Annotated in this window: 9 protein-coding genes; 6 read left to right on the top strand and 3 right to left on the bottom strand. The window is 45.9% G+C overall.

The features are described 5' to 3' along the window. Positions 1-629 precede the first annotated feature (629 nt). The 4 genes from H6F98_RS03395 to H6F98_RS32655 all read left to right on the top strand — a co-directional run bounded on the left by H6F98_RS03395 (position 630) and on the right by H6F98_RS32655 (position 11,591). Positions 630-4,802: a filamentous hemagglutinin N-terminal domain-containing protein gene (locus tag H6F98_RS03395; RefSeq protein WP_206759631.1), complete on the top strand. Its 4,173-nt coding sequence runs from the start codon at positions 630-632 to the stop codon at positions 4,800-4,802. Between the two features lie 38 nt (positions 4,803-4,840). Continuing rightward, positions 4,841-7,507: a CHAT domain-containing protein gene (locus H6F98_RS03390; RefSeq protein ID WP_242058314.1), complete on the top strand. Its 2,667-nt coding sequence runs from the start codon at positions 4,841-4,843 to the stop codon at positions 7,505-7,507. Between the two features lie 406 nt (positions 7,508-7,913). Further along, positions 7,914-8,645, top strand: a complete 732-nt coding sequence (locus H6F98_RS03385) for a DUF928 domain-containing protein (RefSeq protein WP_192217258.1) — start codon at positions 7,914-7,916, stop codon at positions 8,643-8,645. 75 nt (positions 8,646-8,720) lie between these two features. Continuing rightward, positions 8,721-11,591 (top strand): adenylate/guanylate cyclase domain-containing protein, encoded by a 2,871-nt coding sequence (locus H6F98_RS32655; protein WP_199348263.1) that lies wholly within the window; start codon positions 8,721-8,723, stop codon positions 11,589-11,591. A gap of 35 nt (positions 11,592-11,626) precedes the next feature. Here H6F98_RS32655 and H6F98_RS03370 read toward each other — a convergent pair whose 3' ends face one another. Beyond that, positions 11,627-12,745, bottom strand: coding sequence for a precorrin-8X methylmutase (locus tag H6F98_RS03370; RefSeq protein ID WP_192217257.1), 1,119 nt, complete (start codon positions 12,743-12,745; stop codon positions 11,627-11,629). 208 nt (positions 12,746-12,953) lie between these two features. Here H6F98_RS03370 and H6F98_RS03365 point away from each other — a divergent pair, with 208 nt between their 5' ends. Continuing rightward, positions 12,954-14,942, top strand: a complete 1,989-nt coding sequence (locus H6F98_RS03365) for a heavy metal translocating P-type ATPase (protein WP_192217256.1) — start codon at positions 12,954-12,956, stop codon at positions 14,940-14,942. 46 nt (positions 14,943-14,988) lie between these two features. Here the strand turns inward: H6F98_RS03365 and H6F98_RS03360 are convergent, their stop codons facing one another. Next, positions 14,989-15,663: a response regulator transcription factor gene (locus H6F98_RS03360; RefSeq protein WP_192217255.1), complete on the bottom strand. Its 675-nt coding sequence runs from the start codon at positions 15,661-15,663 to the stop codon at positions 14,989-14,991. Positions 15,664-15,873: 210 nt separating this feature from the next. On the opposite strand from H6F98_RS03360, the gene H6F98_RS03355 reads away from it, so the two are divergent. After that, positions 15,874-16,344, top strand: a complete 471-nt coding sequence (locus H6F98_RS03355) for a DM13 domain-containing protein (RefSeq protein ID WP_192217254.1) — start codon at positions 15,874-15,876, stop codon at positions 16,342-16,344. Between the two features lie 170 nt (positions 16,345-16,514). On the opposite strand, the gene H6F98_RS03350 is transcribed toward H6F98_RS03355, so the two are convergent. Beyond that, positions 16,515-17,702, bottom strand: a complete 1,188-nt coding sequence (locus tag H6F98_RS03350; RefSeq protein ID WP_192217253.1) for an RNA-guided endonuclease TnpB family protein — start codon at positions 17,700-17,702, stop codon at positions 16,515-16,517. Positions 17,703-17,718 lie beyond the last annotated feature (16 nt).

Below are 17,718 nucleotides of genomic sequence, written 5' to 3'. Positions count from 1 at the left end.
TTCCGAAGTGGTTCTATCAACTCCACGACCCCTCCTAGTTCACAAATGCTCACGTCTGTTTTTGTCTAATCTCTAGATGCTGGAGGTAAGTGAATTTTTCAGTTGTAGGACTTACGCAAATTGCTTCTTTTAACACTATTCGTAGTAGTAGGTGGGTAGTGCCCACCCTACAACGAGAGAGGTTCTGCGTAAGTCCTGAGTTGATAACCTACCTTGCTGTCAAAGCTCTAGACTTTCATGATAGTTAGACTTCAGGCAAACGTGATGCAGTTTGTGAGCCTCCCGTAAATTTTTGCCACATCGCAGTTATTCGGGAAGTCGGATTGTTGCCTACGGTTGAACTCACTTTAAATAACAACAGCAATCCTCTGCCGATTTGTGAAATTTTGCTACGGAATGGTCGTTGGTGATGGATCTGGTCGGAGTCAGTTTTGATTACCGATTACCCATTACCTATCACCAGCCTTCACGAATGATTTAGTTGGTAGCCTTTAGTGTTGGTGAAGGACTATTCTGTTTACCAAAAGCTTGACAAGTCCTCGTTCTTTGAGCCACATAGAGGGAGAATGCTTTTGATTTAGATCATTTGAAGGCGGAAGGATAATCCTCCGATTTTAGCGAGCAATATCTTGAGTTGTAAAGACTGGATAAAACCTGTTGTTAAACTAAACTGTTCGCGCTCAGCTTACAACAACACCCCGGCGCGATTAGTTTCCATCACCTCTTGTTTCTTAGCGTCAACATTATCGGTACAAGCGCAAATTGTACCCGATCATACGTTGCCTCATAATTCTGTTGTTACTCCCCATGGCAATACAATTGAGATTATTGAAGGCACCCAATCCGGCACTAACCTATTTCACAGCTTCGAGCAGTTTTCGGTTTTCACAGGACAAACTGCGTACTTTAACAATGACTTAAGCATACAAAACATCCTTAGTCGCGTTACAGGAGGAGATGTTTCTAGCATTGATGGCTTAATTCGCGCTAATGGTACGGCTAACGTATTTCTCATCAACCCGAATGGGATAATTTTTGGACAAAATGCCTCGTTAAATCTTGGAGGTTCATTTGTTGCGACAACGGCTGATGCAATAGAACTAGGTGGGCAAGGATTTTTTAGCGCAACAAATCCCGAACAGAGTACTCTACTCTCTATCTCTCCAGGGGCATTGTTTTTTAATCAAATGGCAAGCCACCAAGGGACGATTACCAATGTCGGAAATTTATCAGCCTCAGGAAATCTTACCTTAGCAGCGGACAATCTAAATTTACAAGGTCAACTAAAGGCTGGGGAAAATTTAACGCTACAAGCCTATAACCAAGTACAAATTAGGGATAGTAGCACTACTCCTTTCGTTGCCGAAGCTGGGGGAGATTTACTGTTACAAGGAAATCAAGCTATTGATATTTTTGTTCTCAATCACCCAAACAGCCGCTTAATTTCTCAGGGAAATATGGTGTTCCGAAGTGCTAACCCAGCAGGGAGTGATGGACGCTTCACAGCCGGGGGTAGCTTTCGTATTGAACAATTAGATGGAAGTTTGGGAGATTTAGTCAGTCCTTATGATCCTGTGTTTCAATTCGGTGGTGATGTTGCTTTTCGTAACTATACCGGAGGTTCGCTACAAATTCTAGCTGGCGGAAGTGTAACGGCAGACACCATTAAGATTACTGGGGTGGGTACACCGTTTAACGACAGCACTGTTTTCCTCTCTGAGGGTACTTTGATCACTATTAATGGTACCGCTAGACCTGTAGTAGATATTCGAGCCGGAACCACAACATTTTTTGCGACTCCTACCCCGGCTGGGGGAACACCAACCCGTGCTGATATTAGCATCAACCGGATTATCTTTGACGATAGTATTGATGCCGCCAATGGCTTGGTTTTTTTGAGCAATCAGTTTACTCCGAATCTTGGATTAGCTGACGGCAATATTCAACTAGGAGCAATCATTCTTAAAAATTCGTTTGGGGATGGTGGTTCTGTAGTTATTGACTCTAGAGGTGGAATTAACCTAACTGGCAATATCAACACTAACGCTTTTGAGACGGTTAGTAATGGTGGGAGTGTTAATCTGATTGCCAACGGTGATATTACCAGTAGTAATATTTTTACAATTAGCGATCGCAACAATGGTGGCACTATTAGTTTAACGAGTACCAATGGTGCAATAGACACTAGTGAAGGCGTACTCATTTCCTACGCCGACTTTCCCGGTGTAAATGGTGGCGCGGTGAGTCTCAGCGCGATGGGTGATATTACCACTCGCTATATAGACTCTTCTGGTGGTGACTTTGGTGGGGGAGCTAACATCAATCTTACTAGTAGCAATGGCAGTATTCTTATCAATCAGGGGCAACTCGTTAGCACGACTTATGGAACGGGTGATGCGGGAGAAATCTCCTTGCAAGCTGCACAAAATGTCGTCATGACTAACAGCGTCCTCTATGCCGATACTGAGAGTACCATTGGGGGAAATGGAAACAATATTAATGTCGCGGCAGGTAATGACATTCTCTCTAATGACAGCGTACTAAATAGTTCAGCTCAATACTTTGCTGTCGGTAATGCAGGCGATATTATGATTACTGCTGATAATGAAGTCAGCTTTATTAAAGAGTCGGGTATATTTGGCTATCCGGGACTATTTGCATTTTCTCGCGGTCAGGGAGATGCTGGAAATATTACGATTAATGCTAGCTCACTGAATGTAGTTGGTAGCAGTATTGAAACAGGTATATCTTTCGAGGCAATTGGAACATCGGGAGATATTAATATTAATGTCAACGGGCCAATGGTGCTAGATGGCAGAGGCTGGCTATCATCAATTACAACTAATATTAAGCCGTCCGGTGAGATGGCAATAGCAATAGGGACTGGTGGCAATATTAATATTCAAGCTGACTCTTTATTGCTAAAAAACGGCGTAGAAATTTCTACTGCTGTTGGTGATAGTGGTATTTTCGGTGGACAAGCCCAGGGAAATGCAGGCAATATCTCTATACAAGTACAAGATGAGTTGTCGTTAAGTCAAAGCTATATCACCAGCCGAGTGTTTGCTAATGGCATCGGCAATGCTGGAATGCTGGACATTCAAGCTGGTTCGATTTCTACCTATCAGTCAATTATTGGTTCTGATACAGCCGGACAAGGTGATGCAAGTACTGTCTTAATTGAGGCAACTGGGGACATTTCCTTAGCGGATAGTGATGTGGCAACGGCAGTACAACCATCGGGAATCGGTGAAGGTGGCAACATTAATCTTGTTGGGCGATCGCTTTTCTTATCGGATGGTGCTCAAATTAATGCTGTAACATCGGGACAAGGTAATGCAGGTAGTATTGAGATTAATACGTCTGAAACCATTGAGGTTGTAGGAACGAACACCACGTTTACGCCAACAGATATCTTTTACGATGACATAAATTTCTTCTTTACCACTGCCCCAGATTTTGTGGATGGAGTTTCTAGCGGGATTTTTAGCAGCACCAATTCTGCTGGCGCAGGGGGCAATATTCTTGTGAATACAGGTAGCTTGAATCTGGCTGATGCTGCCGTCATTGATGCCCGGACTACCTCTGATGGAAACGGTGGCACGATTGCTGTCAATGCCAATACTCTCACCCTAACTGGGGGTGGGCAACTAAACGCAATCACGAGTGGCAGTGGTAATGGCGGTACGATTGACTTAGATGTTAGTGAGCAGATCCAAATCTCTGGAAACGACTCAACTTACCAAGCGAGATTAGAGCAATTCGGCACCGAGACGGATATTTACGGCAAAACACAAGTCGGGAATCAAGGCGCAGCAAGTGGCATTTTTGTCAATGCGGCACCTAATTCTACAGGTAATGGCGGTAATGCCAACATTTTTACTTTGAATTTTGACCTGAGTGATGGGGTGCTGGTAAGTTCTAGCACGGCGGGAGCGGGGGTTGCTGGTGATATTACAATTACCACAGAGCAATTGAATGTGAGCGATCGCGCTCAAGTCACGGTTAGTAGTGTAGGAGTAGGCAAAGCTGGGAACTTAGACGTTAACGCTGCCGACATTTTCCTCAATCACCAAGGACAACTTATTGCTTCCTCTGCCTCTGGTGAAGGTGGCAATATTCAGTTAGATGTCGAGAATCTCCTACTCATGCGCCGTAATAGTTTGATTTCCGCTGAAGCTGGAAACAATGGTAATGGCGGCAATATTGATATTAATGCCCAATTTGTGATCGCTGTTCCTGATGAAGATAGTGATATTGTTGCCAATGCTTTTGACGGGATAGGTGGCAAGATCAACATTACCGCTCAAGGTGTATTTGGGCTGGAGTTCCGAGACAGCCGCACCCCTTTAAGTGATATCAGTGCTAGTTCCCAATTTGGTATTGATGGGGTAGTCGTGATTGACACACCCGATGTTAACCCTAGTCAAGGATTAACAGAATTACCTGAAACGATTGCCGATAGCAATCAAATTGCCCAAACGTGTTCATTTCAAGCAAGAGTAAACAGCTTTGTCGTCACGGGGCGGGGAGGATTGCCACCGACTCCTAGAGAGGCGTTGAATTCGTCACCCAGTTGGACTGATTGGCGAGTCTCTCAAACAGAGGAAGTTGAGGCAAGAGAGGTTGGGAGAGTAGAAGAGTTTTCCCGTCCTCCTTCGAGTCAAAATCCGCTTGTTGAGGCGACAAGTTGGGTAGTTGAATTAGATGGAAGTGTACGACTAGTTGCTGATTCTAAGACAGACGTTTCTTCTAATTACTACTCACAAAAGTGCCAGGAAAATCAACCGATGCACCAATGAAAATTAAATTTGGAAGGCGGTATTTGTCCAAAACTACTATGCCGAAATGGTTAGTATTGATGTTCTGCATAGTTTTAGGGTTAATGATCGCTGTGGGCGTGAATGCGGCGACAAGCGATCGCATTATAGTAATTGGGTTAGACAAGAGCCTATTTCATACCCCCCCAACCCTCCTTGCTAAGGGGGGAGCAATTCAAGAAAATGTGTCGAACTTAAACCAAATTGGGATAATTCCCCTTGAACACAACCACTTCGCCTCAACGCGGCAAGGTGATACTCAACTCCAGACGGGACAAGCCTTCTACCAAGCCGGACAATTCTTAGAAGCGACTAATGTTTGGAAAACTGCTGCATCTGAGTTTCAGTCACAAGGAGATACCCGAAATCAAGCCTTAGTATTAAGTTATCTTGCTCTGGCTTATCAGCAACTCGGACAGCAACAGCAAGCCCAAACAGCAATTAATGAAGCCATTACCCTAATTTCCCCAACCTCCCCATCCTTAATTCAAGCTCAGATTCTCAACAATCAGGGACAACTACAGCTAAGCTTAGGACAATCAGAAACAGCCCTAAAAACGTGGCAAGAAGCACAAAGGCTGTATCAAGAAATAGGCGATCGCACAGGTGAAATTGGTACCCAAATCAATCAGGCAAGAGCCTTACAGATATTGGGGTTTTATCGCCTCGCTAAAGCTAGCTTAGAACAGGTAGAAGCGTCTTTAGCGACTCAAAGCGATTCTCAACTTAAAGTCGCTGGACTTTTGAACTTAGGCAACATCTTGCGACTGAGTGGTGATTTTGCCGCCTCCGAAAAAGTCTTACAGGAGAGTCTAGATGTGGCTCAAAAACTGCAGCTAATAGCAGATACTCAGGTGGTTTTGCTGAGTTTAGGTAATCTTGCCGAAGCCCAAGCCCAGCCCCAAGCTGCCCTAGAATTTTACCAACAAGCTGCCACCGACAACAGTCCAGTGAGACTGCAAGCCCAAATTCAGCAGCTAGAACAGTTGATTCAACTGAATCGCCGCGCCGAAGCCCAAAACCTATTACCGTCTATTCAAGCTCAGCTAGCTAATTTACCTGTCACGACAACCACAATTTACGCTCAAATTGAGCTAGTAGAAAGTCTTGTTAAACTTGATCCTCACTCAGCCACTACAGCGGCTCAACTTTTAGCTACAGCACAAAACCAGGCAAAACATTTAGGTAATCCTCGTGCCGAATCGTATGCATTAGGGCGTTTGGGACAGCTTTACGAACAAACACAGCAGTGGGAGGAAGCTAAACGCCTAACTCAGCAAGCACTGAACTTAGTGCAAGCGCTTCGGGCACCGGAGATTGCTTATCAGTGGCAGTGGCAAATGGGACGACTACTTGTAAAGACAGCGAATGAACGCGAAGGAAACGGTTCTGCCTATGCTCGCGCGATCGCATCCTATACCGAAGCGGTGAATACCCTGCAATCCTTACGTCAAGATTTGGTTGCCACTGAGCAGGATGTGCAGTTCTCCTTTCGGGAACGTATTGAACCCGTTTATCGGGAACTGGTGGACTTGTTGTTGCAAGACACGCCGGATTTGCCCCAAGAACAACAGCAAAAAAACCTTTCCTCTGCACGAGCAACGATTGAAGCCCTTCAGTTGGCTGAACTTTCCAATTTTTTTCGGGAGGCTTGTCTAGACAGTCAACCTCAACCGATAGAGAAAGTCGATCCAAGCGCCGCTGTGATTTACCCAATTATCCTGCGCGATCGCCTTGAAGTTATTCTCTCACTTCCGGGTCAACCACTACGCCACTATGCCACACCTGTGTCTCAACAACAGGTGGAAGATGTCAGCAACCGGATGCGTCAATCCCTAAGAAGTACCTCGTTTGCCCAAGAGCGATTACCTATCGCTCAAGAAATTTATACGTGGTTGGTGCAACCTGTGATCGCTGATCTCACACGTCAATCGATTAAAACGCTGGTATTTGTTTTGGATGGCTCATTACGGAATCTCCCGATGGCAGCTTTGTATGATGGCAAGCAGTTTTTGATCGAACACTACCGGATTGCGATCGCACCCAGCTTGCAGTTATTACCGCCTCAACCCTTTGCCCAGAATCAGTTCAAAATGTTAGTTGGCGGACTCACTGAAGGCACTCAGGAGTTCTCCCCTTTACCCGGTGTCCAGCAGGAAGTGAGTGAAATCAGTCTTAAAGTTCCTGCCTCAGTTTTGCTCAATCAGCAATTCACGGCGGCGGCAGTGCAAGACAAGGTGGGAACGCAGCCCTTCTCGGTGATGCACCTGGCAACGCATGGACAATTTAGTTCCAAAGCTTCAGAAACATTTATTCTTACCTGGGATGGGCGTATTGATGTTAAACAATTGAATACCTTGCTCTTTAACCGAGATTTGTCGAACTCACCACCGCTTGAATTACTCGTGCTGAGTGCTTGCCAAACGGCTAAAGGGGATAAACGGGCGGCTCTAGGATTGGCTGGAGTGGCAGTGCGATCGGGTGCTCGTAGTACCCTTGCCTCTCTTTGGACAGTTAGCGATCAGTCAACGGCAGAGTTTATGGTGCAATTCTACCAAGAACTGCTCAAACCCGAAGTCACTAAAGCCGAAGCGGTGCGACTGGCTCAACTTTATTTACTCAAGCAACCCCTATTCAGCCATCCCTACTACTGGGCACCATTTATTCTTGTTGGGAATTGGTTGTAAGCTGTCGCACGTTTAAATGTCGCTTGAGACGTTGGGGGTGATCGGCAGTTTGCTTGCCCTAAGAGGCTAGCCAATTAGCTGCACATCAATTAAAAGAATTAGTAATTACGTAAAGTTCAGCTATATAGCGGATGAATTAAGTAGTACCAGCCTATAAAATTACTACGAACCAAATGTTTTTAGAGTTTTGTTAGTCTAACCTACTCTAAAACATGGAATAGTAAAAAACTCTGGTTTTTAAGTTGCTGCTTTAAAACCTAATTCCTGACCAACTAAACCTGTCTCAAAACTGGCAAGTTCTCTGAATCTAGCTTTATCAACGTTTTACTTCCTTAGATGTTGGGTGGTTTACTTCTTCTACTAGCGTTAATTTCTTCACCACTTACTCTCAAAAGGTTACAAAGTTATGACTGTTGCTAAATGTACCTTGAGGTTGATCTTAGCTTTGATATCGTTATCAACGCTGGTACCTCAGTTGACAACAAAGGCATGGGCAGATAGTTACGCGATCGCAAGCTTTGAACCCCCTCCCGGTAGAGATGCCCCCCGTGGTGGTACAGTTGGCGGCGGTTCGCGCCCTGTCCAGACAGCTTGCTTGTCTAGTCCCACTGCAACATCTAGTTCCCTAACGGCTCTTAGCCCTGGGCATCACCTTGGGCTAACTCAAGCACCGCAACCGAGTTTCTTTGTTTATCTACCACAGACAACGGCTCAATCGGTGGAATTCAGCTTGTTTGACGAGCAAATGAACGGCATTTACCAAGTGAATCTTCCTGTATCTCAACAAGCGGGTTTAGTCAATATTCGCTTACCAGAGACAGCACCAGCATTGGCACAGGATAAACCTTACTACTGGAGTGTTGCTCTGGTTTGCACTCCAAGCGATCGCACCCAAGACTTGGTTGTCGGTGGTTGGATTGAACGCGCTGAAGTGAGTGAGAACTTAAAGCAGCAGCTAGCTAGTGTTGCCGCAATTGATCGCGTCTCTGTCTATGCTAAACAGGGCTTTTGGTACGATGCGTTAACAACCTTGGTGGAACTACAACGCACGGAACCAAATAATCCCAAATTGGCAGCGCTCCAAGCCGGGTTGTTACAATCGGTGGGCTTGGAAGCGATCAGCTTGGCTTTGCCATAGAATTGCAAACAAACCCTCGGAATCGCAGTATAACCGAGTAATCAAGTACCACTCGGCTAGAGGCAAGACACTTAGATGTGGGCAAGCGTCACGAGACTTTTGCGATCGCGTGGCATCGGAATCATTGTTATCGGTGTAACGGGAGCCGTTCTGACACTGCAATGGTCTGGAACTTTGCAGTTGCTCGAATCTGCGCTTTTAGACCAATGGTTTCGCCTGCGTCCGGCAGAATCTGGAGAATCCCGCGTCGTCATTGTCACCATTGACGAGCCAGATATCTCGCGCTTGAAACAGTGGCCCATGTCAGATGCCACACTCGCCAAACTGATACAAAAGCTCAAAACACAGCAACCTGCTTTAATCGGACTAGATCTGTATCGCGATCTCCTAGTAGAACCGGGACACCAGGAATTACTACAAGTCTATGCCTCTACGCCGAATTTGATTGGTATTGAAAAGGTACTCAGCGATGGTAACAAACCAGAGGTGGCTTCACCCCCCGTGCTTCGGGAGCGAAATCAAGTTGCTGCCAGCGATCTCGTTTTGGATACTGATGGCAAAGTCCGTCGTCACCTCCTATCAGTGCGTGACCCGAACGGCAAAACCAGCATGACGCTGGGGCTAAAGCTAGCATTAGCCTATTTGGAAGCTCAAAATATTACACCTGAAGCGAGTGGCAAAGACTCAACTCTGATTAAGCTGGGTATGGCTGAATTCCTGCCACTTCAGGAGAACGAAGGCGGTTACGTCCGTGCTGATGTAGGCGGGTTTCAGATTTTAGCTAACTTTCAGCGATTGCGTGGGGGAGTACCAAAAATTTCCCTGACTGACGTTCTAGAAGATAGAGTTCCTGCCAATCTAATGCGGGGGCGAATCGTGTTGATTGGCGTAGTTGCTGAAAGTCTGAAAGATACGTTCTATACCCCCTACACAACTGATCCTCAGACGCTATGGGCGGGTGTTGAGCTACACGCCAACCTCACCAGTCAAATTTTGAGTGCTGCCTTGGATGGCAGACAACTTCTAAGAGGCGTACCGGAACCGTTGGAATGGTTGTGGGTTCTTCTTTGGTCGGGTGTCGGGGCGGGATTTGGATGGAAAGTGCAGCTTCGTTGGACGATTGTTCTAATTGCTACTGTCAGCCTTAGTTTAATCGGCAGCGCTTATCTCTCTTTTTTAGGGGGTTGGTGGATAACTACCGTTTCACCATTCCTCGCCTTCGTTAGTACATGGATTTTGAGTCGTGGTTATCTCCTCTGGCACAAGTTGCAACTCTCCTACCAAGCATTAGAAAGCCATGCCCAAACCTTAGAACTAAAAGTCCAAGAACGCACCCAGAAACTAGAAACGCAAAATCTTCAACTCTCTGCTGAAATTGCTGTGCGGGAACGCGCCGAAGCAGAAATTCTGTTCTTACTCTCGACAACTCAAGCGATTGCTGAAGCAGATGACTTTGAATCAGCGTTATCAATCATTGTGCGTTCCTGTTGCAAAACAATTGGTGCAGATTTGGGAGAAGCTTGGATTCCGAATGCAGACAACACACTCCTGGAATGCTCTCAAGGTGGGTATGCCAGCGACCCAAGTTTAGAAGAATTTATACACTCTAGCTTAAACCTTACCTTTGCTCCCGGTATTGCACTACCAGGAAGGATTTGGTTATCCAAGAAACCGGAGTGGATTGAAGATGTTTCTGTTGAACAAGAGCCAATTTTTCAACGTCTTTACCTAACTGCCACAGGAATAAAAGCAGGTTTTGGTGTGCCGATTTTGGTTGATGACCAAGTATTAGCAATTTTGGTTTTCTTTATGAAATCGGTCAGTTCTGAACAGTCGCATTGGGTAGAGTTAGTGAATGTCGCTGCCACACAACTCGGTTCACTGGTTGGACGAAAACAAGCTGAAGTGGCTTTGCGAATAGCCGAAGAGAACTATCACGATATTGTCGAAAATGCGATCGAGGGTATTTTTCAGTCTACGCCGGATGGACGCTACAAAAGTGCTAATCCAGCTCTGGCAAGGATTTACGGCTATGATTCGCCAGAAGATTTGCTAGAAAGTATTGAAGACATTGGGCGGCAAGTTTATGTGGATTCTAACCGCCATCAGCAGTATATTGCTGAGCTTTCAGCCAACAATGAGGTGAAGGGGTTTGAGTCTTTGGTCTATCGCAAAAACGGTGAGGTGATTTGGATTTCAGAAAACACTCGTGCTGTGCGCGATGCTCAAGGGACGCTACTGTATTACGAAGGGACGATTTCTGAGATTACAGAACGTATATTGATTCAGGAGGCACTAAAATTTCAGCAGGAAGAAACTGAGAAATTATTGCTTAATATTCTCCCGGCATCCATCGCCAAACGGTTACAACAGGGAGAACGGGTAATTGCTGAACGTTTTGAAGAGGTCAGTGTTTTATTTGCAGACCTTGTAGGTTTTACGGAGTTTTGCTCCAGAAAGACACCTGAAGAGTTGGTAAACGTTCTCAACATCATTTTCTCTCACTTTGACGAATTAGCCCAGCAGCATGGCTTGGAGAAAATCAAGACGATTGGGGATGCCTATATGGTGGTTGGCGGTTTGCCAACTCCTCGTACCGATCATGCAGAAGCGATCGCACAAATGGCACTGGATATGCAAGCCGAACTGGAGAGCGTTAATCGCCACATCAACGAAACCTTTGAAATCCGAATTGGTATCAATACAGGCCCAGTAGTCGCAGGAGTGATTGGTCTAGCTAAATTCATTTACGATCTCTGGGGTGACACGGTAAATACAGCTTCTCGGATGGAGTCGAATGGAATTCCTGGTGAAATTCAAGTGACAGATGCTACCTACGAACGATTAAAGGAGCAGTTTTTCTTTGAAAAGCGAAGTCATATCTTGATTAAAGGTAAAGGGGAAATGACAACTTATCTTCTCAAAGGTCGAATCCGTTATTTATAGCCGAATGTCTACTCTCTTGAAGTGAAAAGTAGTCGTTACTTTAAATAACAATGACAGTCTGGCTTCTCAATTAATGATGCTGCTAAAGCATTCAATGTAACGGCTGCCAGTAAACCACCGCCTAAGCTTCCTTCAATGGTGATAAAGGGAACGCCTGAGCGCATCAACCGTCGCTTCGCGGCTGGTGCATGGCTAAACCCAATTGGCATCCCAATCACCAAGGCGGGTTGTAGTTGACCTTTTTCAATTGCAACAACCACTGACATGAGAACAGAAGGAGCATACCCAACTACCAAAACACAGCCTGATGGTAAGTGTTGCAATCGTTCTTGCCATTGGTCATGATGCCAGAAGGTAGTTTCGGCTTCTGCTGCTGTAGTGATGTGAGGATTAGCAATTAGGGTTTCTAGCTTGCAGCCTAAATGAGCGAGGCGAGTTTGGTCAATGGCACTCCCCACGGCTGGAACATCAGTAATAACTTGGCAACCCGCTTTGAGAGCTTCACGCGAGGCGGCAATTGCCCCTGCACCAATTCGTACAAACTGCACTAAACTTACATCCCCCGTCGCCAATACCAGTTTTGAGAGCAAGTCTACTTCAATCTCCGAACGGTCGGATAAATCAGGTAAAAGCTGTTGCAACGATTCAGTGAAGGCTTCCGGGTGAGCGTCAGTCGCTGCATCCAAGCCATCCCAAAGTTGCTCTAATGCATCTAATCCATCTTCTAGAGAGGCATCTTTACTCTCAACATCAAGGTGTCGTAGTTGAGCTAGTGCTTCCGCTTGAACCTCTTGGCAATGGCGATCGCGTCCTAGTAATCCTTCCAATGCTGAGGCGGTACGTCGCAGTCGTCCAAGTTTTTGAATCACTAGGTGATATTGCTGTTGTAGTTGAGTCGTTAGGGTGTCAACAGCAGTATCAGAATCTGCATCAAGTAAATTCCCAATATGCGATAACTGAAAGCCTTGTTTTTTCAGGGCAACAATCCGTTGCAGTCGCTTCACATCATCTAGGGAATAAAGTCGATAGTTACTTTGCGATCGCACGGCTGGAGGTAACAATCCAGACGCATGATAATGCCGCACCATTCTAGGAGTAATTCCATCACCAACCGCTTCTGTGAGTTCTTTAATCGTTAAGTACTGATTTTGCATGGGCTAAGCTGTTGTGCATTTAAGTCGCCTATTCAATGAATCGGTTTTAGGGAAAAGGGAAAGGGTTTTCCCTCAGGACTACGCACTACCGCCAGATCTTGTAGGGGCGCACAACTGTGCGCCCCTACAAATGACGCTCATGCCTTGACATTAACACTGATGTCAAGGTTTAGGCTGAGGAAGTCGTCAGATTGCACCTACTCCTCCGATGGCTCAACGTTCTGTCTCACCCCCCCACCTCAGCCAACTGATCAAAGAACATCCCGATGCTGTAGCCGCCGCTATTTGTGGAATTCTTGTCCCCCTTGGCTGGCTTGCACTACACCTGAATTGGGTTGGACTAGCGTTGCTAGTTCTCCCAGCCGCCTATGTCATCGGAGGCTATGAAAGCACTCGCGAGGGACTGACAACTCTTTTTGAAGAAAAACAACTTGATGTTGACCTATTAATGATTGTCGCTGCACTGGGAGCAGCTTCTTTAGGATTGTGGCGAAAGGAATACTATTTAATCGTTGATGGCGCAGTGTTAATTCTAATCTTCGCCTTTAGTGGTGCCTTGGAAGGCTATGCAATGCAGCGAACGGAGCGCAATATCCGCAGCTTGATGGCGGTAACGCCCGATACCGCAAGGGTATTGCTGCCTGGTACTGAACAGATGATTCCTGTTGAAAAACTCCAAGTGGGAGACGAAGTATTAGTCAAACCAGGAGAACTGATTCCTACAGATGCGATTGTTGTAGAAGGGTACAGCGCTTTGAATGAGGCATCAATTACGGGTGAGTCTTTGCCTGTGGAGAAGACGGTAGGAGATGAAGTTTTTGCTGGCACGATTAATGGTAATGGTGCTTTACGGCTGAGAGTGCATCAACCACCAGAAAGTAGCTTGATTCAACGGGTAATTCAGTTAGTGAAGCAAGCGCAAACTGAAGCGCCTCCTTCTCAATTGTTTATTGAACGCTTTGAGCGAGGCTATGCTCAGGTTATTGTGATTGCTGGGATACTGCTAGCGACTCTGCCGCCACTGTTGCTGAATTGGGGTTGGGAAACGACTATTTATCGAGCCTTAATTTTTCTAGTAGTTGCGTCACCTTGCGCGTTGATGGCTTCGATTATGCCGACACTGCTATCGGGGATTGCGAATGGCGCACGACAGGGGATTTTATTTAAAACAGGCGCTCAGTTGGAGATGATGGGGCGAGTAAAAGCGATCGCATTTGATAAAACTGGTACGCTGACAACTGGCAATCTCCAAGTCGTTCAAATTATCCCAGCCGCAGGGCAAACAGAAAACCGTGTCTTGCAAATTGGGGCAGCGTTGGAAGCCTATTCAGAACATCCTATCGGACAAGCGATCGCCCAAGCCGCCCAGCTTTCAAAGCTAGAATTACCACCAGTTGCCAACGTCAAAGCCGAAATTGGTCAAGGGATTAGCGGTGAGGTTGAGGGGCAACTAGTTCTAGCAGGGAAAGCGACTTTTGTAGAGAAGCCAAAAATTCCTGTAGGGGTGGGTTTAGAAGATACACTTACTGGAAAACAAATTACTTCTCAACAAAACCTGCCCTCTTCAACTCTCCACACTCATGCACAAGAATTAGAAGCAGAAGGAAAAACGGTTATTTGGGTTGCTTATGCAGGACAACTGCTTGGAATTATTGCGATCGCAGATACAATCCGACCTAGTGCTGCCACTACCCTTAAGCGCTTAAAACAGCTAGGTATTGAACAGATTGTCATGCTAACAGGTGACAATCAGCGTACAGCCGAAAGCGTTGCCCAACAACTAGGCGTTGATCAAGTTTATGCTGAACTCCTACCTGAAGATAAAGTGAGCGTGATTCGACGCTTACAACGGCAATATCAAACTGTTGCCATGGTAGGAGATGGTATCAACGACGCACCAGCTCTCGCTCAAGCCTCTGTCGGTATTGCAATGGGAGTAGCGGGTAGTGATGTTGCTTTAGAAACGGCTGATATTGTTTTAATGGCAGATCGTTTGGAAAAACTAGAACATGCAATTCGCTTAGGACGACGTTCACAAAACATTGTCAAACAAAATATTACCTTTGCTTTGAGTTTTATTGTCTTACTATTGATAGCTAATTTTGCGGGTAATATCACCATGCCTTTAGGTGTAATTGGACATGAAGGGTCTACAGTACTCGTAACCTTAAGTGGTTTGCGATTACTGAGGAATTGAATTGAATACTAACGCTCTTTCATCACTCTATGTAGAGGATATATTACTACTCCCTTAATACATATCCAACACTACGCACAGTGTGAATCAAGCGCTTTTCGTTGTTTTCTTCGAGCTTGAGGCGCAGGTAGCGAACATAGACTTCAATAATATTAGAATCACCTCCAAAGTCGTAACCCCAGACCCGTTCCAAAATTTGATCTCGCGTGTACACTTGCCGGGGATGCGAGAGTAAGTAATCGAGTAAGTCAAATTCTTTTGCAGTTAACTCGATCGCCCGTTTGCCTCGAAAAACTTCACGGGTGCGGCGATTTAAGCTCAAGTCTTCAAACTGCAACACATCCAAGTCAACTTCCTGAGTGCGACGCAGATGAGCACGGACTCTGGCTAACAGTTCTTCAATGCTGAAAGGTTTAACCAGATAATCATCAGCACCAGCATCTAACCCCGTCACGCGATCGCTCACTTCATCTCTTGCCGTTAGCAAAATCACAGGAACTTTGTTTCCGGTTGCTCGGAGGCGACGGCACACTTCTATTCCAGACAACCCCGGCAGCATCCAATCAAGAATCATCAACTCCGGTGCTGACTCTCGCGCTAGTGTCAACCCAGCCATCCCATCATTTGCCACACTGACGCGATAGCCCTCGCTGCTGAGTTCTAGTTCTATAAATCGAGCCAGTTTTATTTCATCTTCGACCAAGAGAATATGTGCCGTCATAACTATCGTTAACCTACTAGTCTGTTGGCTGTTTTATCCAAGAAATGCACCTAATGTGCAGGCAACACCACCATTGTCTGAGAAAGTCCTGAGATTAGCCTGAATCCCTTCAAGGATTAAATTCAGAGAAAGTCTAGTTTAGTTTCAGATGCACTTCAGTGACAGCGCTCATGATGACAAATAAGTGGATGACTTCTAGATGGTGTCTTTATGAGATTGAACTATTTCACAATGCTTGGTGCTGTCTTAGTGTTGACCCTGAGTAGTTGTGGAGCAACACTGACCAATCAGCCCTTGACTCAGGCGGAACAACCCACAGCGGCTGAACCGATTGCACAGAATCAGAATGCCATAAGATCTGGGACTTTCGTCAAAGCTGAGCATCCGACTACTGGCACAGCGCAAATTGTGACTCGTGATGGTAAGCAGGTTTTGGAGCTTGATCAAGCCTTTGAAACTTCCAGTCAAGGACCCGATTTATACGTGATCTTGTATCGCACCGAAGCACCACCCGCTTCCATTAAAGAGGGAGATTATGTGAGTTTGGGGCGCTTACAGAAGTTCAATGGTGCTCAGAGCTACGTCATTCCTGACGATGTCAAGCTAGAGGATTACAAGTCTGTGTCCATCTGGTGCCGCCAATTCAATGCCACCTTTGGATACGCAGCGCTTAGCTCGTAAATTTTGCTCAGTTCCACGGCTACTCGGCAGATTTGTCACACGATCTGCTTCATTTTCTAGGTTCAACGTTCCGTAATCTTTACCTAGTTCATGCTGCCTTGAGTTCCCACTTCTGCTAGAGGTTTCAGTTGACATCCTCCTCGGCGTAAACGCACGAGGATTCCCAAGACTCACGACTTGGTTTTCTGCTTCTTTCCATTGCTGGTTTTTCGCAACTGCCCTTTAGACTTATGCCCATCAGGTCTTACGTTCGCTCCACAGACTATCACCGCAAGCCCTGCGGCGAGAATATTTTGAGCGGCGTTGATGTCCCGGTCGTGGTGTGCCGCACACTCAGGACAAGCCCATTGTCGGATGTTCAACGGCAAGCGCTCAATAACGTGACCACAGTTGCCACAGCGTTTAGAACTGGGAAACCATTGGTCAATCTTCACCAAGTCTCGACCGTACCACTTGGCTTTATATTCCAGTTGCCGAACCATCTCACCCCATCCAGCATCACTGATGGAACGGGCGAGTTTGTGGTTTGTGACCATGTTTTTTACTGCCAACGACTCAACGGCAATCGTTTGATTTTCACGAATCAACCTTGTTGTCAGTTTGTGCAAATGGTCTTTTCTGGAATTGGAAATCTGTTGCTGAATCCGGGCAACTTTTACCCGCGCTTTATCCCGATTGTGAGAGCCTTTTTGCTTACGGCTCAAGGCTTTTTGCGCTCGTCGCAGTTGCTTTTTGCGCTTGTCAAAGTGTTTAGGATTGGCAACCTTTTCACCTGTACTCAGTGTGACCAGACTGCTGATTCCAGCATCCAACCCAACGGATTGTTGAGCCGGTTTAAGCGTCAAATCTCTAGGGTCATCAAATCGCAGACTTACATACCACTGTCCAGACCGATTCAACCTAACTGTAACAGTGGATGGCTCAACACCTTCTGGCAACCGTCTAGACCAGCGAATGTTCAAGGGTTCTTGACTCTTTGCCAGAAACACTTTGTCATCTTTCCACTTAAATGCAGACTTGGTGAACTCCGCACTCCCGCCATAATTCTTCTTTTTGAAGTTAGGATATTTCGCCCGACCTGTAAAGAAGTTGCTGAAAGCGGTTTGAAGATGTCTCAAGCCTTGTTGAAGTGGAACACAGCTAATCTCGTTCAAAAACTGGAGGTCGTCTTGTTTCTTCCATCCGGTCAACAGGGTAGAGCTTTGAACATAATCAATTCGCTCTTGTCGTTCATACCAGGCTTCAGTTCTCGCTGCCAAGGCTCGGTTGTAGACCAACCGGACACAGCCCAATGTCCGACGCAAGAGATTTTCTTGCTCAGAATTTGGGTAAAAACGATAGCTGTAAGCCTTTTCCATGCCTCACATTTTATCA

Source organism: Microcoleus sp. FACHB-SPT15, from assembly GCF_014849525.1.
GTDB classification, from domain to species: domain Bacteria; phylum Cyanobacteriota; class Cyanobacteriia; order Cyanobacteriales; family Coleofasciculaceae; genus Symplocastrum; species Symplocastrum torsivum.
Note: the sequence above shows the minus strand (reverse complement) of the source record. Positions and strands in the feature narration are given on the sequence as shown.